Source organism: Streptococcus sp. X13SY08, from assembly GCF_001182825.2.
Classification (GTDB): Bacteria; Bacillota; Bacilli; order Lactobacillales; family Streptococcaceae; genus Streptococcus.
Map to the genome: position 1 here is coordinate 338,882 of NZ_LFYO02000002.1, position 22,992 is coordinate 361,873.

Here is a 22,992-nt window from a genome sequence, read left to right on the forward strand (position 1 = left end):
ATAGTAAAGTTGAAATGATATTTATAAGGAGTACAAAGAATGAAACGTATTGCCGTTTTGACTAGTGGTGGTGATGCCCCTGGTATGAACGCAGCCGTTCGTGCGGTTGTGCGTAAAGCACTTTATGAAGGAATGGAAGTCTATGGAATTAACCGTGGCTACGCCGGAATGGTGGAAGGAGATATTGTACAATTTGATACAAAAAGTGTGACCAATATCCTCTCACATGGTGGTACATTCTTACGTTCAGCGCGTTATCCAGAGTTCGCCAAATTGAAAGGTCAGTTAAAAGGGATTGAACAACTAAAAGAACGTGGCATTGAAGGTGTGGTTGTTATCGGTGGTGACGGTTCTTACCACGGTGCCATGCGTTTGACAGAGCATGGATTCCCAGCTATCGGTGTACCAGGAACGATCGATAATGATATTGTTGGGACAGATTACACTATCGGTTTTGATACAGCTGTTCACACAGCTGTTGAAGCGATTGACAAGATTTCAGATACATCATACAGTCACAAGCGTACTTTCGTTGTGGAAGTAATGGGCCGTAACGCAGGTGACATCGCTGTTTGGACTGGTGTTGCTACAGGTGCAGACCAAATTATCATTCCTGAAGAGGAGTATGATATCAAGGAAGTTGTCAGACGCAATATGGATGGTTATGAAAAATACGGTAAAAGCCACGCCATCATTGTTTTGGCTGAAGGTGTCATGAGTGCAGATAAATTTGTTGCCCTGATGAAAGAAAATGGGGACACAAGTGATATCCGCGCGACAAACCTTGGTCACATCCTTCGTGGTGGTAGTCCAACTCCACGTGACCGCGTCCTAGCTTCATGGATGGGAGCGCGTGCTGTGGATCTTCTGAAAGAAGGTAAAGGTGGACTTGCGGTTGGTATTCAAGATGAGCACTTGGTAGAACATCCAATTCTTGGTACTGCCGAAGAAAATGCTTTATTTAGCCTTGATAATGAAGGCAATATCAAAGTGAATAATCCTCACAAATCTCGTCTTGACTTGGCAGAACTTGCTCGTGAATTACGTCGTTAATCATAATCAAAAATAGGAGACAATATCAAATGAACAAACGTGTTAAAATCGTTGCAACCCTTGGACCTGCTGTGGAAACACGCGGTGGAAAAAAATTCGGTGAAGATGGTTACTGGGGTGAGCCTCTTGATGTAGAAACATCAGCAGCTACCATTGCTGAATTGATTAAAGCTGGTGCCAATGTTTTTCGTTTCAACTTTTCACATGGTGATCACGAAGAGCAAGGTGCGCGTATGGCGACTGTTCGTTTAGCTGAGGAATTGGCTGGACAAAAAGTTGGATTCCTTTTGGATACAAAAGGTCCTGAAATTCGTACAGAATTGTTTGAAGGTGACGCTAAAGAATATAGCTATGTAACTGGTGAAACAATCCGCGTTGCTACTAAACAAGGTATCAAATCAACACGCGATGTGATTGCTTTGAACGTTGCTGGTAGCCTTGACGTCTACGATGATGTTGAAGTTGGTAAACAAGTTCTTGTTGATGATGGTAAATTGGGTCTCCGTGTGATTTCTAAAGATGATGAAGCACGTGAATTCATCGTTGCTGTTGAAAACGATGGCGTAATCGCTAAACAAAAAGGTGTAAATATTCCTTACACTAAAATTCCTTTCCCATCACTTGCAGAACGTGATGATGCGGATATCCGTTTTGGTCTTGAAAATGGCTTGAACTACATTGCTATTTCATTCGTACGTTCAGCAAAAGATGTGGAAGCAGTTCGTGCTATCTGTGAAGAAACTGGTAACAGTCATGTTCGTCTCTTCTCTAAGATTGAAAATCAACAAGGTATTGATAACTTGGATGAAATCATCGAAGCGTCAGATGGTATCATGATTGCGCGTGGTGACATGGGGATTGAAGTACCATTTGAAATGGTTCCAGTCTACCAAAAAATGATCATCACTAAAGTCAACGCAGCTGGTAAAGCAGTGATTACTGCAACAAACATGCTTGAAACAATGACTGACAAACCTCGTGCAACTCGTTCAGAAGTGTCTGACGTCTTCAATGCAGTTATCGATGGGACAGACGCTACAATGCTTTCAGGTGAATCTGCAAACGGTAAATACCCACTTGAGTCAGTTCGTACAATGGCAACAATTGCTATGAATGCACAAACTCTTCTTGGTGAGTACGGTCGTTTGTCATCTGATAAATTTGATCGTGCTTCTAAGACAGAAGTTATTGCATCTGCAGTTAAAGACGCATGTAGCTCAATGGATATCAAATTAGTGGTTACTGTAACTGAAACTGGTTACTCTGCACGTTCCGTTTCTAAATACCGTCCAAATGCTGATATCTTGGCTATCACATTTACAGAAAACGTACAAAAATCACTTATGTTGAACTGGGGAGTCATTCCAGTTGTCACTGACAAACCAGAATCTACGGATGATATGTTTGAATTGGCTGAAAAAGTTGCCCTTGAACAAGGTCTTGTAGAATCAGGTGATAACATTGTTATTGTTGCTGGCGTACCGGTTGGCGTATCAGGTTCAACAAACACAATGCGTGTTCGTACAGTATTGTAATAGACTCGGAGTCTCTCTCTGGAGAGGCTTTTTGCTTGCTCTTCTAGTCGAATTTAAGCTGAATTTTTGATATAATAGTAGGGATTTACAGTATGTACAATGAGTTGACATCATAGAAAGAGAAATTAAAAATGAATCCTTTATTGAATGGTATGAATGAAAGACAGGCGGAGGCCGTACAGACGACGGAAGGACCACTGCTAATTATGGCAGGAGCTGGTTCGGGAAAAACGCGCGTCTTGACCCATCGTATTGCTTATTTAATTGATGAAAAGATGGTCAATCCATGGAATATCTTGGCTATCACTTTTACCAATAAAGCAGCGCGGGAAATGAAAGAGCGTGCTTTTGCTCTTAATCCTGCCACTCAGGATAGTTTGATTGCAACTTTTCACTCTATGTGTGTGCGGATTTTGCGTCGGGATGCGGATCATATTGGCTACAATCGCAATTTTACCATTGTAGATCCTGGTGAACAGCGGACACTCATGAAACGGATTTTGAAAAATCTCAATTTAGATCCTAAAAAATGGAGTGAGCGCTCTATCTTAGGGGCCATTTCAAATGCAAAAAATGATCTGATTGATGAGGTGGCTTATGAAGGTCAGGCAGGGGATCTATATACGCAAATTGTTGCTAAATGCTACACGGCTTATCAAAAAGAGTTGCGCCAGTCAGAAGCGGTAGATTTTGATGATTTGATCATGTTGACTTTGCGTCTTTTTGATAAAAAACCTGATGTTTTGACTTATTATCAGCAATACTATCAATATATCCATGTAGATGAGTACCAAGATACCAACCATGCCCAATACCAATTGATTAAACTCTTGGCTTTACGCTTTAAAAATATCTGTGTTGTTGGGGATGCGGACCAGTCTATTTATGGTTGGCGTGGTGCGGACATGCAGAATATCCTAGACTTTGAAAAGGATTATCCAACTGCTAAGGTCGTTCTGTTAGAGGAAAATTACCGCTCTACCAAGGCTATCTTGCAGGCGGCTAATGATGTCATCGAACGAAATAAAAATCGTCGTCCTAAGAAATTGTGGACACAAAATGTTGACGGGGAAAACATCATTTATTATCGTGCAACGGATGAGCAAGAAGAATCAGTCTTTATCGCTCAGCGCATTGCACAGCTCAATCGTGAAGGGAAAAATTATAAAGACTTTGCGGTTCTCTACCGCACCAATGCTCAATCACGTACAATTGAAGAGGCGCTTCTCAAATCTAATATTCCTTACACTATGGTGGGTGGGACAAAGTTCTATAGCCGTAAGGAAATTCGGGATGTCATTTCCTATTTAAATGTCATTGCAAACCCTGCGGATAATATTTCTTTTGAGCGGATTGTCAATGAGCCAAAGAGAGGCGTTGGTCCAGGTACGGTTGATAAAATTCGCGATTTCGCCAATTTGCATCATTTGTCGCTCTTGGAGGCTTGCCAGCAGATTATGCTTTCTGAAATTAAAGCGAAAGCAGCGCAGGCTGTTTGGGATTTGTCCAATACACTTTACCAACTCCGCGATCAGCTAGATGAGTTAACAATTACAGAATTGGTCGAGCGAGTATTAGATCAGACTGGATATATGAACAGTTTAGTGGTGCAAGGGACACTGGAAGCCAACGCTCGGATTGAAAATATTCAGGAATTTCTATCTGTCACCAAAAACTTTGATGAGAAGGACATTGAGGTGGAAGAATCTGGTCTAGATACTCTCAGCCGTTTCCTCAATGATTTGGCGCTGATTGCGGATACTGATGATGGGGATTTGGAAACAGCAGAAGTAACCTTGATGACGCTGCACGCGGCCAAGGGATTGGAATTCCCCGTTGTTTTCCTCATCGGGATGGAAGAAAATGTCTTCCCCCTCGGTCGTGCGGCAGAGGACGAGTCAGAATTAGAAGAAGAACGTCGCTTAGCCTATGTAGGGATTACACGTGCTGAAAAAACACTCTTTGTCGATTTATTCGTGAGATTTCCAGCGATCTCTTGGATTACCAAGGATTAGCTCGTCCAGCAAATACAAGCTATAAGGCTTCTTATGTCAATGGGAAAACGAGTCAATTTGGCCAGAGAATGAGTTTGTCTCAAGCCCTTCAAACACGTAAGGCTGCTGCCCAACCTAGACAGACAACTATTGGCGGAGCTCTGCCATTTGGCAAAAGTACAAGTAGTACGAGTACCACAAGTTGGTCCGTCGGAGATACCGCCCTTCATAAAAAATGGGGAGAGGGCACTGTTCTGGAAGTGTCTGGATCAGGGGCAAATCTGGAGCTCAAAATTAATTTTCCTAGGATGGGACTTAAGAAATTGCTAGCTAGTGTGGCGCCGATTACCAAGAAAGACTAGAGGAGAGGCTATGGCAAACTATGAAAGTAAAGTGATGGGCGATAAGCTCTACCATGCACAATCAGAGGGTTATGGGGCATCCGTTGAGCTTTTTGGTGCGATGGAAAACGGGGAGACTCCTATGAGCCTGCTCAATATAGCTTTAGCAGGCTGCGTGACCATGTGCGTACAAGGTTATTTCAAGCGACAGTATGGTATTTTGCAGATGCCCATTGAAGTCCATTCCACTTACAATCAAACTGAAAATTGTTTCGCTGTGGGAATTGATTTGGAAGAAGGATTATCCGCAGAGGAAAAGGTTGCAGTGCTAGATTATGTGAATCAACAATGCCGTCTCAAAAAAATGTTACGGACAGATTTGACCTATGATATGACCTTTGGGACGCTCCACTCCATGGTAAATGAGCGCTTAAAAGCCTACCAGAAGAAGTGGGCCTATGAAAAATACTTGGTCATGGCTCATTCTCAACAGCACTACAATGCTCTTCGTCAACTCTTCAAAGGGAATATCTGGATTCCTGAGAAAGAAAGCGAATTTCACAGACTTGTTCAAAAAGCGCTAGCTATTTCTCCGACGACAAAGACGATTCGGACTGCTTATCAGCATGTCTGGGGCTATTTCAAGAAGGTGGCGACAACTGAGGAATTAGAGACATACAAAGATTTGGAAGCCTCATTAGAGGCAAAAGGCCAAGAAATGCACGATTTTCTACGGGATATGACCGCCAAGTATCAGCCGTCTTATTTGCTTGGTTGTCACTTGATGGAGCTTAAAAGGTTATTATAAAACTGCTTGCCTAGGCGATACAGATATTGAAGAGAATTTGCCGGCACACCTAGCTGATTTAGCAGCTGAGTACGCCAAGCTTGGTCACCGAGTTTTTTACATTGCTCCTAACTCCCTTTCTTTTGAAAAAGAGCGGAGCGTTTTAGAGCGTCTGGAAGGGCAGGCCTCGTTTGATGTGATGGTGACGCGTTTTGGTCAGCTGGCGCGCTATTTTATTCTCAATGAGCCATTGCAAATGCAAGCCATGGATGATAGGGGGATATCCATGCTCTTTTTCCGAGTCCTGTCACAAATGGAGGATCAAGACTTACAAGTCTATGGCAAACTTAAGCAAGACATGAATTTCATCGAGCAACTCGTTGCCCTCTATAAAGAAATGCAAGTAGCGCGAATTAGTTTAGATGACTTAGATGCACTTCATTCAGAGGAAAAAGCTGCAGATTTACGATTGATATTTTCACAATTTGCCCAATTAATCCAGTTAGAAGGCTACAGTTCAGAAACTAAAATCGCTCAATTTACGCGGTTAATGGAAACAGGACAGCTCGATGCGGGGCTGAGTCAGGTTGTCGTTATTGTAGATGGTTATACGCGATTTTCTGCGGAAGAAGAAGGTCTTCTTCAAGCGCTCAATGGTCGCGTATCAGATATTGTCATTGGAACCTATGCTAGCCGAAAAGCCTATGCAGCCAACTATATTGCTGGTAATCTCTATCAGGCTGGTGTCGAATTTTTACGCCATTTGGCGCAGCTATTTGCCACTAAACCTCTCTATATTGAGACTGAAGAAAAAGCTTTGGCATCAGGAAAAATGACCAAATGGTTGGAAAGTCATTATGATTTTTCAGAAGAAAAGACAGAGTTGACGCAAGAGGATTTGCAAACGATTTCCATTTGGCAAGCGACCAATCAAAAAGAGGAAGTGGAAGCCCTAGCACGTGCTATTCGGCATGATTTGGCCAAAGGCAAACGTTATAAGGATATTTTGGTACTTTTAGGTGATGTAGAAGGCTATCAATTGCAGCTATCCAAGATATTTGATAAGTATGAGATTCCTTATTATTTGGGCAAGGCAGAAGCCATGAGTCACCATCCTTTGGTACACTTTGTGGAGTCTTTGGAGCGACTCAAGCGCTATCATTTCAGAACTAAGGATATGCTCAATCTGCTCAAGTCTGGCCTTTTCAGACATTTTTCACAGTTGCAACTGGATAAGTTTGAGCAGTATATCCTCTTTGCAGACATCAAAGGACAGGCTAAATTTGCCAAGGATTTTCAAGTCAATAGCAGAGCTAAGTATGACTTAGCGGCTCTAAACAGCATGCGTCACGACATAATGGAGCCTATCCAAGAGCTTTTTAAGGCGCAACCACAATCAGGTCGATCTTTGTTGCAAAAGCTTATGCGCTTTTTAGAAAAGATTGATTTGCCTAGAAATATGGCAGCCTTGTCTAGTGGCTACGGTCGGCTGGCGCTTGAAAAGGAAGAAGAGGTCTGGAAAGCCTTTTGGCACTTTTGCGATCAGGAATGCTAGCAAGTCAGTATCGTGTGGTTCCTGCTACGGTGGATGTGGTCAATGTGCGGTCCTATGACTTGATTGAGCCTCATAGTAAGAAAATTGTTTATGCTATCGGAATGGGACAGTCGAATTTTCCAAAGCAAGCCAAAAATAATAGTCTCCTAACGGAAGAAGAGCGCCAGCAAATCAATGATGGCACCCCTAGTCAGGGACGATTTGACATTATTTCCCAAGAAAATACCAAGAAAAATAACTTTGTTTTCTTGTCTTTGGTTCACTCTGCCATGGAAAAACTAGTCTTATCTGCTCCGCAAATTTTCAAGGAAGCAGAAGATAGTTTGTCCCCTTATCTGAGGGTATTGATAGATATGGGAGTAGAGGTCATTGAGAAAGGACGCAACTACAAGCTCTCTGCTGATGATATTGGTCATTACAAAGGACTTTTATCGCGTGTCATTGAGGCAAATCGCCAGCAAATTGATCAAAAGTGGCAGGAATGACTGTCTAAGGAAGAAGTTAGACAAAGAAGGCATCTCTATTCCTAGTATCTCAAGCGATTTGACGACCAAAAAATTAGAGCAAGAAACGCTGGATGTCCTTTACCCGCTGGACCAGCCCCTGCAATTATCTGCCTCCAGTCTGACCGATTTTTATCGCAATGAATATCTTTATTTTTTGCGCTATGTTTTACGTTTGGAAGAGCAGGAGAGTGTGCGACCAGATGCGCGTAGTCATGGGAATTTTCTGCATCGGATCTTTGAGCGAGTCATGACGGATCAGGAGGGGGATTTTGACAGTAAACTCAGCCGTGCCATCATGGAAACGCGTAATGAAGAAGGATTTCAAGCTCTCTATACTAACGATGCGGACTCTCAGTTTTCGGAAGATATGCTCCTAGACATTGCGCGTGCGACCGCCTTGGTTCTACGCTACGACAGTGTCATACGAGTCATCGAGGACGAAGCAGTTTTTGGTAAAGATAATGATAACCTTCTCATTTTGGAAAATGGCAGAGCTGTCAATATCAAAGGGAAAATTGACCGATTGGATACGATTCAGTCAGATGGCGCTCTTGGAGTTGTGGACTATAAATCTAGCAGTAAAACCTTCAAGCTGGACCAATTTTACAATGGTCTCAGCCCGCAGCTTTTGACCTACATTGCAGCTATTAAGAATCATCCTGAGTACAGTCAGGCGGAAAAGGTTTTTGGTGCTATGTATCTCCATATGTTAGATCCGATTGTGAAATTAAAAGACACTAAAGGAGCGGATATGGCGTTGGCTGAAGCCTATAAATCCTTGGTCTACAAGGGATTATTCTTGGAAGAAGAAAGCAATCGCCTCAACCAACTTTACTATAAAACTAAGGCTAGTCTCTTTACAGAAGCAGAGCTTGCGGTCTTACTAGATTACAATCAACACCTATATGAGCAAGCGTCCAAGAAGATATTATCCGGTAGCTTTGCCATTAATCCGTATACGGAGGATGGGAAATCCGTCGCTGGTCAGCAACTCAAGGCTATCACTGGATTTGAAGCTAATCTGCATATGGGGCAGGCGCGTCATCTTGTGAAAGGTGGTAAGAAGGAAGAATGGTTGGCGCGGATGAAAGACAAAGAAGTCAACCAAGAAAACCCAGAAAACTTTGATCAGAAAGGGGGCAAGTATGACATTTGAAGCATTTTTAAATTCAGAAGCTATCAAACAATTGCAAGTACAAGAGGCAGCTTCCAGCAAAGCGCAAAAGCGTACTCCTGAGCAGATTGAAGCCATCTATACAAATGGAACCAATGTTCTCGTATCAGCCTCAGCTGGTTCGGGGAAGACCTTCGTTATGGTCGAGCGAATTCTGGATAAAATCTTGCGAGGTGTAGGCATTGACCAGCTTTTCATTTCGACCTTTACGGTCAAGGCGGCTGGCGAGCTCAAAGAGCGGATTGAGAAAAAATTAAGTGAGACCTTGTCCAAAACGAATCATCCAGCCTTACGACAACATCTGTCTACTCAGCTTACGAATCTGGAAAATGCAGATATCGGGACCATGGATGCTTTTACGCAGAAATTAGTAACGACCTATGGTTACACGATTGGTGTTGCGCCTAATTTTCGAATTTTGCAGGATAAAAATGAGCAAGACTTACTTAAGGATGAAGTTTTTACGGACTTATTTGCGGATTATCTGAAGAGAGCTGACCGAGATCTCTTTCTAGCTTTGGTCAAAAATTTTACAGGCAATGGCAAGGACAATCGTGCTTTTCGTAGTGTTGTCTACCAAGTTCACAGCTTTAGCCAATCCACAAGTAACCCCAAAGAATGGCTCAAAACAACACTTTTGAAAGGACATGAGAATTTTAGAAGTCTATCTGACATACCAGACTCTATCATTGATGGGCTCCTCATCAGTGTTGAGCAGACAGCAGATGCTTTGGAAGATTTGACCTATCTACCAAATTATAAACGCAAAACCAAAACCGGCGCAGCAACAGCGACTTTTAAAAAGCATGAAGTCATTTTTATGGGCTTACGTGATCTACTTGCGACCTTTCCTGCGGACAATTTGTCAGAGAACTTTCCAAGTCTCATTGCCCAGATTGTTGATTTGTTACCATCGGGGACAGATGTGACGGTAGCAGGAGTGAAATACCCCATTTTTAAGCAGCTACACAATCGTTTAGTGGATTTGCAGCATTTGGAAACGATTTTGACCTATCAGCCGCAGGCGTTGCCTATTTTGCGTCTCCTACAGGCTTTTGTTCTCGATTTTTCTGACCAGTATTTGCAACGTAAAATGCAAGAAAATGCCTATGAATTTTCGGATATCAGTCATTTTGCAATTCAGATTTTAGAAGAAAATCCAGCTATTCGAGACCATTTTTCAGCTAAGTATCATGAAGTCATGGTTGACGAGTATCAAGACAATAATCATAGCCAAGAGCGTATGTTAGACCTCTTGTCAAATGGCCACAATCGCTTTATGGTAGGTGACATTAAGCAGTCTATTTATCGTTTCCGTCAAGCTGATCCACAGATTTTCCAAGGAAAATTTGAGACTTATCAGATGCATCCTGAACAGGGAAAACTAATTTTACTAAAAGAAAATTTCCGTAGTCAAAATGAAGTTTTGGATGCGACAAATGCTATCTTTACGCGTTTGATGGACCGTCAGGTTGGTCAAATTAAATATGACCAGACCCATACTTTGGTGGCAGGAAGCGATCGTCAGCGAATCGCCCAGCCACATCATGAAATGGAATATCTCATCTACAATACCGATGTGACAAATGAAGAAGGAGATATAACCGCGGGTGAGGTTGAACTGGTTGCCAAGGGGATTATTCGCTTGGTCAATGAGGAGCAAGTCGCATTTTCTGATATCACCCTCCTTGTTCCGTCGCGGACGCGTAACCAAGACATTTTAGACTCTTTTGAAAAGCATGGGATTCCCCTAGTTTCCGATGGCGGTGAGGCCAATTACCTCAAGTCAGTAGAAGTTATGGTGATGCTGGATACCCTGCGCACCATCAATAACCCCCTCAACGATTATGCTCTGGTGGCTCTCCTCAAGTCACCCATGTTTGCATTTGACGAAGACCAGCTGACTCGCATTTCTCTCCAGAGTGACCGTGCCAACCTCTATGAGAAAATTAAGCTTGTGCTGGGTCAAAAAGGTGTCCATCCACACTTGATTGGTCAGGAATTGCTCAAAAAGCTTGAGGCTTTCGACGCTAGGCTCAATAGCTGGCGCAGATACGCTAAAAACCATGCCATTCATGATTTAATCTGGAAAATTTTCAATGAAAAATTTTACTATGATTATGTCGGTGGTCTACCAAATGGTAGCAAACGTCAAGCTAATCTCTACGCTTTGGGAACGCGTGCCAATCAATTTGAAAAAACTGGATTTAAAGGCCTATCTCGTTTTATTTCCATGGTCGACAAGTTACTAGCCAGTGATAATGACTTGGCGGATGTGGAAGTTGCTTTGCCACAAAATGCTGTCCAGCTCATGACGGTCCATAAAAGTAAAGGATTGGAATTTAAATACGTTTTCTTGCTCAATATGGACAAGAATTTCAATGCTATGGAAAGTAAAAGTCCCGTCATTCTCAGTCGAGAAAATGGAATCGGCATCCAATATGTGGCAGATTTCAAAGATCGTTTTGACACCCTGCTCCCGCATGTGCGTGTTGCCATGAATACTCTTCCTTACCAGCTCAACCAGCAGGAGCTCAAAATTGCTAATTTGTCGGAGCAAATGCGTCTTCTTTATGTCGCGATGACACGGGCAGAACTCAAACTTTATCTAGTCGGCAAGGGAAGTCAGGAAAAATTAGCTGACAAGTATGATGGTAAACGGGATGCGGATGTTCTCCTCTCTAGTCGTCGAGAGTCCATGACCAATTTCCAAGATTGGATTTTGGCTATTGAAGAGGCATTTAAAGATGACAATCTTCATTTCAAGAAGACCTTTATCAACGATGAGGATTTGACACCTGAAAAAATTGGTGCCCTTAAGCTCAAGCCAGTTATCGATGCAGATAACCTCAAGGACAATCGTCAGTCGAAGGATATTGTCCGTGCACTTGACCAATTGGAAACAGTTGAAAAGCTTAATCAGGAGTACCGCTCTGCCATTGAGCTGCCAAGCGTTCGAACCCCCAGCCAAATCAAGAAATTCTACGAATCCATTATGGAAGAAGACGGACTTGCCATTATGGAAAAACCAGCGCTAGCGCCTAGATTTGACCTGCCAGATTTTGGTAAAAACATGAGCGTGACGGGAGCCCAAATCGGATCAGCCCTCCATGAATTGATGCAGCGTTTACCACTGGAACAAAAGATGACAAAAACACTCTTAGCAGCAACTCTTGCTCAAGTAGCAGCAGAAGATCTTGTTAAGGAAAATATTGATTTAGACAAAGTTTTAGCCTTCTTTGACACAGACTTGGGTCGAGAAATTTTACGAAACTCTGACAAGGTTCGCCGCGAAGCAACCTTTGCAAGCTTGCAGGTGGATCCTGTCTCTAAAGAGCAATTCGTCCTCCGCGGAATCATTGATGGATTTATTCACTATCCAGAAGAAAATCGCATGGTCCTTTTTGACTATAAAACGGATCGATACGACGATCCAGAGCAGTTGATTGCACGCTACATTGCACAGATGAATCTCTACGCAGCTGCCCTCCAGAAAGCCTATCAAGTAGATAAAATTGACAAATATCTTGTCCTCCTCGGCGGAGAGAGTATCAATGTTATCAGCATATAAAAAGACCTCCTGTTTGCTATAGACAGGAGGTTATTCTTGTGGTAAAACTATTTTGAAGGACAAAAGAAAGCGCTTTATCAAAAAGATAAAAAAATACACTCGAATCGGGTGCCACTTTTTCAAGTTGATTACGGACTGAGCTAAAAACTACTGCCTTATTTTAACTTGCTGTGTTGTTTCGAATGGTTCCAAGCTGTAATAGAAAAATACTATATCCAGCTCTGCTATTTTACAAATAAATAAAAAATAGGAAACCAAGGTGTGGGAATCTTGGTTTTCTTATGTTATGAATTGACAAGTTTAGTGATTTCCTATAAACTTTTAAGGTACCGTTTGTTTGATGGCACGCGGGAAAGGAATTGACATGAAGAGAAACGACAGTCACCTCAGTCATCATGAGGAACTACGATTAGATTATTTACAAAAAAATATTTATTATTTGAATGATAAGGAAAAGCGGGAGCTGGCTTTTTTGAAATACAAGGCTCAGGGCTATGCGACGAATGTTGCTTATCCACATCCAAATAAGATTCGTCAACCTAAGGTGAAGGCTATTCCACAAGAAGAACCTGCGTGGGTGGATGATGTGCCCTACTATGGCGAAGAAGAGGATGATTTATTTGGTGTTCCTGATTATCCAACTCAGACGCGAACAAGAAGCCGTAAATCAGCTAAAAAGCCCCGCAGACCAAAAGTAGCCACTCAACCAATCATGGTGGAGGAAAATCTAGTTTCCTCCTATAAAAAGCAGGACAATCGACCAAAGAAACCAAGAAAAAAAGGTGGATTCAAGCGTTTTATAAGAATACTTGGGCTCTTGTTAGTGGCAGTACTAGCCGGTATGATTTTTATGTTTGTTAAGGGCTTTACGGGTGGTGCTGAGGGCAATAGCAAAGCTGCCGAGGCAGAAGTTTTCCATGGTGAGAATACCCGCGATGGCGTTAATATTCTGGTCTTGGGAACAGATGGTCGTATTGGAGATTCATCCGACATGACACGGACGGATTCTATCATGGTGATCAATATCAACAACACTGATAAAAAAGTGAAGATGGTCAGCTTTATGCGTGATACACTCATCAATATTGAAGGTAATGACTATAAACTCAATGTGGCCTATACTTTTGGAGAACAAAATAATCACCAAGGTGCAGAAAATGTTCGACAAGTATTAAAAGAAAATTTTGACTTAGATATTAAACATTATGCCTTAGTTGATTTCTCAACATTTGCGACAGCGATCGATACACTCTTCCCAGAAGGTGTGACCATGAATGCTCAGTTTTCAACCATTGGTGGCCAAGATGTGTCGGAAGTGGATGTGCCAGACGATCTCAATATGAAAGACGGCATTGTGCCCAACCAGACCATCGAAGAAGGCATTCAGCAAATGGACGGCCGGACTCTTCTTAACTATGCACGTTTCCGTAAGGACGACGAGGGAGACTATGGTCGGACTCGTCGCCAGCAAGAAGTGATGGCAGCGGTTCTTAGCCAAATCAAGGACCCAACCAAACTCTTTACAGGGTCAGAAGCTCTAGGAAAAGTCTTCTCCTTGACATCCACTAGTGTACCCTATAGTTTCTTACTGACGAATGGGATCACAGCAGCACTTGATGGGACCAGTGGTATCGAGACGACTACCATTCCAGAAAATAATGACTGGGCTGAGGAATACGATGTTTATGGTGGTTCAGGAATCAAGATTGATTTTGAAAAGTACAAAGCGAAACTTTCTGATATGGGATTCCGCTAAATATGCTATAATGGAGAGACCGAGGTCTCTCTTTTTCTTTTGGAAAATGGCAGAGCAGATAGGTAGAATGAGGAAAATATGTTAGCAAAAAACGATATTATTGAAGTAGAAATTGTAGATTTGACCCATGAAGGACAAGGTGTAGCAAAGGTAGATGGATTTGTTTTCTTTGTTGAAAATGCCCTACTGGGTGAAATCATCCGCATGCGGGTTTTAAAGACTAAAAAGTCTATTGGCTATGGCAAGGTTGAAGAGTATGTAACAGTATCGGAACATCGCAACCAAGATGTGGATGCTGCCTATTTGCGGACTGGGATTGCAGATTTTGGTCATTTAGCATATAGTGAACAGCTTGTCTTTAAGCGTAAACAAGTGGTGGATAATCTTTATAAGATAGCAGGCATTTCAGATGTAGAAGTGGCTGAAACGCTGGGAATGGATCATCCACTTGCCTATCGTAACAAGGCCGCAGTCCCTGTTCGTCGTGTCAATGGAGAGCTTGCAACAGGATTTTTCCGCAAAAATTCTCATGATCTCACGCCTATTGAAGATTATTATATTCAAGATAAAGAGATTGATCGTTTGATTCATTTCACGCGCGATTTACTTGTTCATTATGACATCAAGCCCTATGATGAGAAGGAGCAGACAGGTCTCATTCGTAATTTAGTGGTTCGTCGTGGCCATTATTCTGGTGAGATGATGTTGGTCTTTGTGACCACGCGTCCAAAAGTCTTTCGTATGGAGCAAATGCTGGAAAAGATTATTGAGGCATTTCCAGCAGTAGTATCCATCATCCAAAATATCAATGATCAAAACACCAATGCGATTTTTGGCAAGGAATTTCGCACGCTGTACGGAAAAGACACGATTATAGACAGTATGTTGGGCAACGATTATGAGATTTCTGCTCAATCCTTCTATCAAGTGAATACAGTCATGGCAGAAAAACTCTATCAGACTGCCATTGATTTTTCTGATTTGACAGCTGATGATGTAGTCATTGATGCTTACTCAGGAATTGGGACCATCGGACTTTCCTTTGCGAAAAAGGTCAAAGCAGTATATGGCGTGGAAGTTGTTGAGACAGCGGTCCGTGACGCCCAGAAAAATGCTGAGCGAAACGGGATCACCAATGCACATTATGTAGCGGATTCTGCCGAAAATGCCATGGCAACATGGATCAAAGAGGGAATCAAACCAAGTGTGATATTGGTAGACCCACCACGAAAAGGCTTGACTGAAAGCTTTATTAAAGCCAGCGCAGCCATGTCCCCAGAAAAAATCACTTATGTCTCTTGCAATCCAGCCACCATGGCACGTGATATCAAATTATACGAAGACTTGGGCTACAAATTAACCAGAGTACAACCAGTGGATTTATTTCCGCAGACGCATCATGTTGAGTCAGTCAGTTTGCTAGTCAAGGAGTAAAGCGACGAGGAGCAGCATTTGCTGTTGTCTGTGCGATAGCTGTCGTAGAGTGAGGAGTTTACGACGATGCCATACGGTAACTGTATTGCCTTGCTCGTAAAAGCGAGAAAAAGATACTAAAAAAGCCTTGGGGACAAGGCTTTTCTAGGTGAATATTCAGTTAAAGCACTATCTAATGAAATTAGAATAATCAATGATTATTTTGCTACGACATCGTTTAAAAATTCTTCAGTTGTCATAGTTTGTCCCATGATTGGGAAGAGATGTTCGATAGGGAATTGATGCAATTCTTCTGTTTGAGCAGCCATCATGTCCGTAATAAAGTATTGATCATAGCCAAGTTGATAAGCATCTCTAGCGGTTGAATCGACACCAGCGTGGGTAGAAATTCCTCCTAAAATGATGGTATCAATACCTCGGCGACGCAATTGGAGATCCAAATCCGTTCCAAAAAAGGCACTAAATCCTCGTTTGTTGACAATGAAATCTTGAGGAGAAACGTTCAGCTCGTCTGCAAGATCAGCAAATTCTGGTGACATTTTTTTGCAGGGAGTTGCTTCATAGCATTTGGAGCCAATTTATCTTTTCCATCATGGAATTTAACGCGCACAAAAGTAATAAATCCGTTTTCTTTACGAAAGAGTTCAACTAGTTCCTTAGCATTTGAGACGACAGTCTCAGTAGTATGAGGGGCAGTTGGCATTTCTAAGATACCTTTTTGCAAATCAATTAAGACAGGTGCTGTCTTATTAAAATCCAACATGAGATTCTCCTTTAATATGGTATGGTATTTTATAGCCATTTCGGTATTAGGCTAGGTAAACAGAAACATTCAGCTCAAATTTTAAAAGCTAAATGACTTGATATATCACTATGTAGTGCCTTCCCGTAATAGTATTGTAATTGAAAAATAGATTATTTGCAAGAAAAAGAATTGGAGATTACGCTATGTCATCAGATTTATCCATCAGTAAATTTCAGAGAAACATGACAGTGCTAACCATGATGCTGGGTGCTTTCATCGTCTTGTTGAATCAAACTTTATTAACGACAGCACTTCCAGACATTATGAAAACCTTCGAATTGTCTTTGGATAATGTTCAATGGTTGACAACCATTTTTATGTTGGTTAATGGGATTATGATTCCTATATCCGCTTATTATACAGTTCGTTTTTCAAGTAAAAGTTTGTATCTCACCGCCGTTACTCTTTTTATTATAGGGACCATATTGTATCTTGTAGCTCCTTATTATTGGATGATACTGATTGGTAGAGTTGTTCAAGCAATCGGAGCGTGAATCATGATTCCTTTGATGCAAGTTGTCTTATTGGTGGCTTTTCCCGTAGAAGAAAGAGGAACAGCCATGGGGATATTTGGATTAGTAACTGGTTTTTCTCCAGCTATTGGTCCAACGCTATCGGGATGGGTACTTAGTCATTATCAATGGCCAGCTATCTTTTTGTTTGTACTGATCGCTATGGTCATCAATCTACTAACAAGTATCAAAGGAGTAAAAAATTTAACAATAACTGAATCAGCTCAATTAGATATACCGTCTGTCTTACTATCAACCTATGCTTTTGGTGGTTTATTGTATGGTTTTAGTAGAGCGAGTCGTCTCGGATTTAGTAATGTTTTCATTTGGCTCATTCTGCTTACATCATTTTTTTGCACTTTTTGTCTATATCAAAAGACAAAATCATCTAGCTACCCCTATGCTTGATATGAGCGTCTTGCGTGTCAAACGGTTTGTACATGCTTGTGTCATCATCATGGTCATGTTTATGATTTTTAATGCCCCTATGACTTTGATGCCAATCTATATTCAAAATGTCAGAGGTTTGACTGCATTCCAAAGTGGATTGATCTTATTGCCGGGTGGTTTTCTAATGGGCTTATTAGCTCCGATTACAGGACGTTTATTTGATAGATTTGGCGGAAAAATATTTGCTGTATCAGGTATGCTACTGATTGTTTTAAGCAGTTGGTTAATTGCTGGACTGACTTCTCGCTCTAGTGTGATTGAAATTACTGTATTATTTATGCTCTTGATGACTGGGAATGCTTTTATTTTAACACCTTTGACGACAAGTGCTATGAATGCCTTACCTACGGAGCTTATACCTCATGGAAGTGCTATGAATAGCACGACTCGTCAATTGTTTGCTGCGATTGGGGCAGCCCTATTCGTTAGCTTAATGGGAGCAAATACAAATTTAGGAGACGGATTTCAACTGACCTATCAAGCTATCACAGGACTTTCCATTTTAGGTCTTGTTCTAGCAACACTTTTACCAAAAGAGTTAAAGAAAGAAGTTTAACACTGTTTTCGAAATAGATTGCAAGCATTTAAAGACTATTTACATCTGACAGGATATTCAGGGCAATAAACTTTAAAAATGTTTACTACTACAATGACCTAAACCTAAAACGGTTGTGGGCAAGAAAATGAGAAACTTGGTTTGAGTCAACCTCCTTGATTGATAAGTAGTGTGAGTCAGTGATGTTTCAATATTCCTATAGGCGCAAGCTTATTTCTTATAGAGACAAGGCAGAGAAATCAATTTTAGATTTCTACTATCAACTGCATCAACTTTACACAAAAAGAGGCTGGAACGAAAGTTCCGCCTCTTTTTTAGTTTTAAGGAGATGACAATTTGGCGCAGTGCTAGAAGTGGAAAATCATGAGTTACAAAGCAACTCAATCCCCATCAACATCCGCTCTGAAAAATAACTTTTATAGTTTCACTCTCTTCTGTTAAACGATTTTTATGATACAAATCTTCAAGAAAAGGTCATTTTATCTGGAAGCATCCAGCACCATTTGAACTGCAGGATCTTGGTTCATGCTATTGATGAAGCGGGAAACGTTGGGATATTGGTCGTAGGTATCCTTGTAGACGTGATTGGTTCCCCCAATGAGCCCATCTAAATGCTGCATGACAAGGTCTACACGTAGATAGGCCGCTTCCTTTGCTTCTTGAATCACTTCTGGTTTCTTAGAAGTCGTGTAGCGTTCTGGTGTAAAAACAGGCCAGAAGGCTGGATGGAAGTCTCCACTTAAGAAATCCATGATTTCATTGAAGCGGGCGCGATCAACAGCTGTATCATCCGCTGCTAAATCTTTTTCAGGTGCCAAGTCAGAAATGTAGTTCAAAATGGCGCCTGCCTGAGTTAGGATTTGTCCGTCACTTAATTCCAAGGCTGGTACCATGCCAAGTGGATTGATTTTTTTGTAATCGTCAGAACGATAGTCCACCTTGATGGCTTCGTAGTCTAGCCCTGCCCATTCAAGGGCAATCCAACACGCCCGTGCACAGGTACCTGATGTATAATATAATTTCATGAGTCTTCCTCCTTTTTTCATTTAGTATATCATAAAACCACTAAAAAGTATGAAAGCGGTTACACCCTTAAAGGAAGGAGACTTATGATAAAATATTGTTTGAAATGATAGAGTGAGGAGTCTGTATGAAACGGATAAAAAATATTGGTGGAAAGTTCTTCTAACAGTTATTCTTGCCTTTATTGGTGTGGTGTTCTGGTACTTAACAGATGTTTATTCTGCTAAAAATCCAGCAAATGTTCTCGAGTCTAGTGATCATGTCCAAGTTGAGATAAAGGATTTTGGCTTTGCCTTTGATGGACCTGAAAGGAAGAAAGCCTTGATTTTTACCCGGGTGCTAAAGTGGATGAACTTGCCTATGCGTCACTTCTCAAGGAAATAGCAGAGCAGGGAGTGGATACTTTTCTGGTCAAGATGCCATTTCATTTGGCAATCTTGGGTGCTGATAAAGCGAATCAGATTTTGGAGAATTATACCTACGATGAGTGGTATCTAGCTGGGCATTCTATGGGAGGTGCCATGGCAGCTTCCTATTTAGGCAGAAAATAGTGAGGATTATAGAGGCTTGGTCATGTTAGCTGCCTATTCTGTTGAAGATTTAAGTAAAACAAAGTTAAAGATTCTCTCTATATATGGTGACCAGAATAAGGTCTTGAATCGTGAAAAAGTACAAGCAGGTCATGCTTTACTGCCAACCGACTATGAAGAAGTAGTGATTTCAGGCGGCAACCATGCAGGTTTTGGTCACTATGGTCCACAAAATGGGGATGGTAAAGCTATTATTTCCTCACAAGAGCAGCATGATCAGACTATAAAGGCCATTCTAAATTTCATCGAAGCAAACTAAAGAGAGCGGGACATAAATCGGTCATTTTATAAAAATTTGATTTTTCAGTACTTTTTCATTTGCAGGTACTGACCTAAAACAGTCTACTCAACCCCTGCATCTTGTCATTAAAATGAAATACAAAAGAAGCTAGGACTTTTGTCCCAGCTTCTTTTGTATTATTTACGATAAAGTTTATCTTGTTCATAGACGGGATCAAATGTGATATTGATGCCGAGTTTACGGAAGACATTTTTATCTTCTTCTGGAAGGGTTACAGTGGAATGAAGTTCACTGCCTTTGAGTTTTTCCAATTGATTCATGGCCAAGTTGGCTTCTTCATTGTTCATAGCAGTAATGGCTAGTGCAATGAGGATTTCATTGGAATGAAGTCGTGGATTTTTACTACCAAGGTGACTAATTTTCAGGTCTTGAATAGGCGTCACATATTGTGGCTCGATGAGGAGTATCTCTTTTGTAATACCCGCTAAGTTCTTGATGGCATTGATAATGACTGCTGCAGATGGTCCGAAAAGTTCAGATGTTTTACCAGTTACGATAGCTCCATTTGGTAATTCCATGGCGAGTGCTGGGTTGCCAGTCATTTCTGCTTTTTGGCGCGCGGCAATGGTCACACGACGATCTTCTGGTGAAATACCCAAGTCGTTCATGAGAAGTTCAATCTTCTGAACAGCTGTATTAGTGACTTTCTCAGCTTTATAATCTACCAACGTTTGATAGTAACGGCGAATAATTTCTTGCTTGGAAGCTTCGATAGCTGCATCATTGTCTACAATGGAGAATCCGACCATATTGACGCCCATATCAGTCGGAGAGGCATGTGGAGAAGTACCAAGGATACCTTCTAGCATGCGTTTGAGAACGGGGAAAATTTCGATGTCACGGTTGTAGTTGACGGTCGTTTTTCCATAAGTTTCCAGATGGAATGGGTCAATCATGTTCACATCATCAAGGTCAGCAGTAGCTGCTTCGTAAGCTAAGTTGACAGGGTGATGGAGTGGCAAATTCCAGACGGGGAAAGTTTCAAATTTAGCGTAACCAGATTTGATGCTATTGATTTGGTCGTGATACATGTTGGACATACAAGTCGCCAACTTACCTGATCCAGGTCCAGGAGCTGTCACGACAATCAGGTTACGGCTAGTTTTGATATAATCATTTTTCCCCATACCTTCAGGTGAAATAATATGATTAATAGCTGTTGGATAGCCTTTAATAGGGTAGTGAAGATAAGAGGCAATGCCATTTTTGGTTAATTCATGACGAAAAGCATCTGCCGCAGCTTGACCTGTATACCGAGTGATGACAACAGATCCTACAAAAATATCCAAATCTTTGAACTTATCAATGAGACGGAAAACTTCTTGGTCATAAGAAATACCTAAATCGCCACGGGCTTTTGAATGTTCAATATTGTTAGCATTGATAGCGATGACAATCTCGACTTGCTCTTTCAACTCTTGTAAGAGTTTGATTTTATTGTCAGGTTCATACCCCGGTAAGACACGGGCAGCATGGAAATCTTCCAACATCTTTCCGCCAAATTCAAGATATAATTTTCCTTCAAATTGGTTAATTCGTTCCAAAATATGGTCGCGTTGCAAATTGAGGTATTTTTCTGAGTCAAAAGCTTGTTTTTTCATAACTAAGGCAAGAGCACCTTTCCAAATTTTATTGCCCTATTATAACAGAAACTATTTAGAAGGAAAAGAATTACCCGTTAAAAGAAAAGAGTGGGATAAAAATCGGTCATTTCAGAGAAATGTCATTTTGTCTCCAAAATAAAAAAGAGGAGGGACTTTTGTCCCAACCTCTTGTCTTACAATGACTCACGTAATTTTTCCATAAAGCTGTCTTTGTTGACGCGGACACGGGTATGGACGCCCTTGGCAATTAAAGCGCCCCCACAAAAGGCTTCCAGGCGAAAATCATATTTGTGACCTTCCTCTTTAAGCGCGATGATGGCAACAGTCACGTCTTGGCCGATAGAAGAAGGCACTAGATGTTGCAGAGCAATTTCAGACCCGACGGTCGTTTTGCTATCGTCTAAATTCTCTTGGGCGAATGTAAAAGCAGCATTCTCAATAAAAGCTGTTAGCATAGGCGTTGATAGAACATTGAGATTTCCAGATCCAACAGCATGAGCCGAGTGCTCAGCTTTTGTTTCAAAAACTTTTGTGTAAATTGCCATAATTTCTTCCAGATAATTGTTGGCTTAAGTATATCATTTTAAGCGTTTTCAGTCTCAAAAAAACTGTTGTTGTCCATAGTGATGTATCAAATATAGATGAAAGGAAAGTCCTATAAAAGCAGATTTGTTAGCTATTCAGGTGTCTATCTCAAAATAACCTCTAGAACTATGGAAATTTTGGAAAAGCCACGCAGTTTTCGCTTACTCTACCAGCAATGGCTATGTTAGGGGAGATGATAGCCTTCCAGCATTAAATCTACGTTGTAAGAAGAAATTCACAGAAATTTTCCTCACTTATGTTATAATGGTAACTGTTTTGAATGGAACTCGGGCTACAAATGAAGAAAATAGATGGTCTGTCTATGAAATCAGGAGCTCATAGCAGCCTGATCATCCTCAGACATTTTTTGAAGCCCTTATATCTTGATGAGGAGGACACTATGGAACGCAGTTTACATGAAATTCGTGTGTTTGAAAACTATGAAATCGAAAAAATGGAAGAAGGTCATGTTATCGTGACAACAGAAGTGGTTGAGGGATCGCTTAATTATTATAGCAACGCTCACGGAGGCTATCTCTTCACGCTTTGTGACCAAATTGCTGGGCTAGTTAGTGTTTCGACAGGTGTTGAAGCAGTAACGCTGCAATCCAGCATTAATTATCTCAAAGCGGGGCATTTGGGAGATTCTTTTAGCATTGAAGGGACTTGTGTCCATAATGGTCGCACGACGAAGGTGGTAGAAGTTCATATCATCAACCAAAACGGAGATCATGTCGTCCAAGCTACCTTTACTATGTTTGTAACGGGTAAGCGTACAGAGGAGATGAAGTTCAACTAAGTAGCTCTGCTATGGAACAAAAGTACACCGAACGATAGAAGAAAACAGGGAAACCTGTTTT

General features: G+C 41.4%; 14 protein-coding genes and 4 pseudogenes. 13 read left to right on the plus strand and 5 right to left on the minus strand.

What is annotated here, in order from left to right:
- The first annotated feature begins 39 nt into the window (after positions 1–39).
- From pfkA to rlmD, 8 genes and pseudogenes are all read left to right on the plus strand, one after another.
- The gene (gene pfkA / locus AEX56_RS02300; RefSeq protein WP_049617742.1) at positions 40–1,053 is read left to right on the plus strand and encodes a 6-phosphofructokinase; all 1,014 of its coding nucleotides are present in this window, start codon (positions 40–42) and stop codon (positions 1,051–1,053) included.
- A 29-nt stretch (positions 1,054–1,082) separates the two neighbouring features.
- On the plus strand, positions 1,083–2,588 hold the full coding sequence (pyk, locus tag AEX56_RS02305) for a pyruvate kinase (RefSeq protein ID WP_049617743.1): 1,506 nt from the start codon (positions 1,083–1,085) through the stop codon (positions 2,586–2,588).
- Positions 2,589–2,719: 131 nt separating this feature from the next.
- Positions 2,720–4,944 (plus strand): annotated as a pseudogene (pcrA, locus tag AEX56_RS02310) (DNA helicase PcrA).
- 394 nt (positions 4,945–5,338) lie between these two features.
- Positions 5,339–5,731, plus strand: coding sequence for a DUF1722 domain-containing protein (locus AEX56_RS09340; RefSeq protein WP_049618232.1), 393 nt, complete (start codon positions 5,339–5,341; stop codon positions 5,729–5,731).
- 25 nt (positions 5,732–5,756) lie between these two features.
- A pseudogene (gene rexB / locus AEX56_RS02325) lies at positions 5,757–8,927 on the plus strand (ATP-dependent nuclease subunit B).
- Positions 8,917–12,516, plus strand: coding sequence for a helicase-exonuclease AddAB subunit AddA (gene addA, locus AEX56_RS02330; protein ID WP_049617744.1), 3,600 nt, complete (start codon positions 8,917–8,919; stop codon positions 12,514–12,516). Before rexB ends, addA begins: the two are co-directional and overlap by 11 nt.
- Positions 12,517–12,880: 364 nt before the next feature.
- Positions 12,881–14,272 (plus strand): LCP family protein, encoded by a 1,392-nt coding sequence (locus AEX56_RS02335; RefSeq protein WP_049618233.1) that lies wholly within the window; start codon positions 12,881–12,883, stop codon positions 14,270–14,272.
- 78 nt (positions 14,273–14,350) lie between these two features.
- Positions 14,351–15,706, plus strand: a complete 1,356-nt coding sequence (gene rlmD / locus AEX56_RS02340) for a 23S rRNA (uracil(1939)-C(5))-methyltransferase RlmD (RefSeq protein ID WP_049617745.1) — start codon at positions 14,351–14,353, stop codon at positions 15,704–15,706.
- A gap of 197 nt (positions 15,707–15,903) precedes the next feature.
- On the opposite strand, the gene AEX56_RS02345 is transcribed toward rlmD, so the two are convergent.
- Both AEX56_RS02345 and AEX56_RS09180 read right to left on the minus strand, forming a co-directional pair.
- The gene (locus AEX56_RS02345) at positions 15,904–16,245 is read right to left on the minus strand and encodes an isochorismatase family protein (protein ID WP_269082009.1); all 342 of its coding nucleotides are present in this window, start codon (positions 16,243–16,245) and stop codon (positions 15,904–15,906) included.
- Positions 16,209–16,469, minus strand: coding sequence for an isochorismatase family protein (locus tag AEX56_RS09180; RefSeq protein ID WP_269082010.1), 261 nt, complete (start codon positions 16,467–16,469; stop codon positions 16,209–16,211). Before AEX56_RS09180 ends, AEX56_RS02345 begins: the two co-directional genes overlap by 37 nt.
- Before the next feature lie 242 nt (positions 16,470–16,711).
- On the opposite strand from AEX56_RS09180, the pseudogene AEX56_RS08855 reads away from it, so the two are divergent.
- Positions 16,712–17,431: pseudogene (locus AEX56_RS08855) on the plus strand (MFS transporter).
- Complete coding sequence (locus AEX56_RS08860; RefSeq protein WP_236682949.1) at positions 17,424–18,029, plus strand: MFS transporter; 606 nt, start codon at positions 17,424–17,426, stop codon at positions 18,027–18,029. The pseudogene AEX56_RS08855 and the gene AEX56_RS08860 overlap by 8 nt, the downstream one beginning before the upstream one ends.
- Positions 18,030–18,508: 479 nt before the next feature.
- Here AEX56_RS08860 and AEX56_RS02355 read toward each other — a convergent pair whose 3' ends face one another.
- Positions 18,509–19,054, minus strand: coding sequence for a glutathione S-transferase family protein (locus tag AEX56_RS02355; protein WP_049617746.1), 546 nt, complete (start codon positions 19,052–19,054; stop codon positions 18,509–18,511).
- 330 nt (positions 19,055–19,384) lie between these two features.
- On the opposite strand from AEX56_RS02355, the pseudogene AEX56_RS09185 reads away from it, so the two are divergent.
- Positions 19,385–19,603: pseudogene (locus tag AEX56_RS09185) on the plus strand (alpha/beta hydrolase); the annotation flags it as partial.
- A gap of 22 nt (positions 19,604–19,625) precedes the next feature.
- On the plus strand, positions 19,626–19,901 hold the full coding sequence (locus AEX56_RS09190; protein WP_053093900.1) for an alpha/beta hydrolase: 276 nt from the start codon (positions 19,626–19,628) through the stop codon (positions 19,899–19,901).
- Between the two features lie 158 nt (positions 19,902–20,059).
- Here the strand turns inward: AEX56_RS09190 and AEX56_RS02370 are convergent, their stop codons facing one another.
- Both AEX56_RS02370 and AEX56_RS02375 read right to left on the minus strand, forming a co-directional pair.
- Positions 20,060–21,544 (minus strand): DUF1846 domain-containing protein, encoded by a 1,485-nt coding sequence (locus AEX56_RS02370; protein WP_049617747.1) that lies wholly within the window; start codon positions 21,542–21,544, stop codon positions 20,060–20,062.
- Positions 21,545–21,720: 176 nt separating this feature from the next.
- Entirely contained in the window at positions 21,721–22,092 is a 372-nt protein-coding gene (locus AEX56_RS02375) for a thioesterase family protein (RefSeq protein WP_049617748.1), read from the minus strand.
- A gap of 440 nt (positions 22,093–22,532) precedes the next feature.
- Here AEX56_RS02375 and AEX56_RS02380 point away from each other — a divergent pair, with 440 nt between their 5' ends.
- A complete protein-coding gene (locus tag AEX56_RS02380; protein WP_049617749.1) occupies positions 22,533–22,931 on the plus strand; it encodes a PaaI family thioesterase in 399 nt (132 codons plus the stop codon).
- The last annotated feature ends 61 nt before the right edge of the window (positions 22,932–22,992 follow it).